The sequence below is a fragment of the Variovorax sp. FW301-JW7 genome (assembly GCF_058788795.1).
The window spans coordinates 1-653 of record NZ_JBYTBC010000040.1; the positions used below are offsets into that span (position 1 = coordinate 1).

Genomic DNA, 653 nt, shown 5'->3' on the forward strand with positions numbered 1-653 from the left:
AGGCCAGTCGACAGGCTCGAGATGCCGCTGGTCGCAGTGCTCAGACCGCTCGAGGTGGACGTCGACAGACTACTGACGTTGCTATTCGCTGTGCTCAGGCCAGACGACGTGGAGGTCGACAAGCTGCTGACGTTGCTGTTCGTGGTGCTCAGGCCCGTGGACAGGCTGGAGATACCACTGGTCGCCGTGCTCAAGCCCGACGATGTCGAGGTCGACAAGCTGCTCACGTTGCTGTTCGTCGTGCTCAGGCCACTCGAAGTAGAAGTCGACAGGCTGTCGATGCTGCTTGTTGCCGTGCTCAAGCCGGACGACGTCGAGGTCGACAGGCTGCTGACGCTGCTGTTCGTTGTGCTCAGGCCAGACGACGTGGACGTCGACAGACTGTCGATGCTGCTCGTGGCCGTGCTCAGACCAGAGGACGTCGAGGTCGACAGGCTGCTGACGTTGCTGCTCGCTGTGCTCAGGCCAGACGACGTTGAGGTCGACAGGCTGCTCACGTTGCTGTTGGTCGTGCTCAGTCCAGTCGACAGACTGGAGATGCCGCTCGTGGCGGTGCTCAGACCGGACGACGTCGAGGTCGACAAGCTGCTGACGCTGCTGTTGGTCGTGCTCAGGCCACTCGAAGTCGACGTCGACAGGCTGTCGATACTGCT

Annotated in this window: 1 protein-coding gene; it reads left to right on the forward strand. The window is 61.9% G+C overall.

What is annotated here, in order from left to right:
- Positions 1 to 21: 21 nt before the first annotated feature.
- The coding region (locus AC3WQM_RS31995; protein WP_492683863.1) for a hypothetical protein at positions 22 to 653 on the forward strand (632 nt) is incomplete at its 3' end.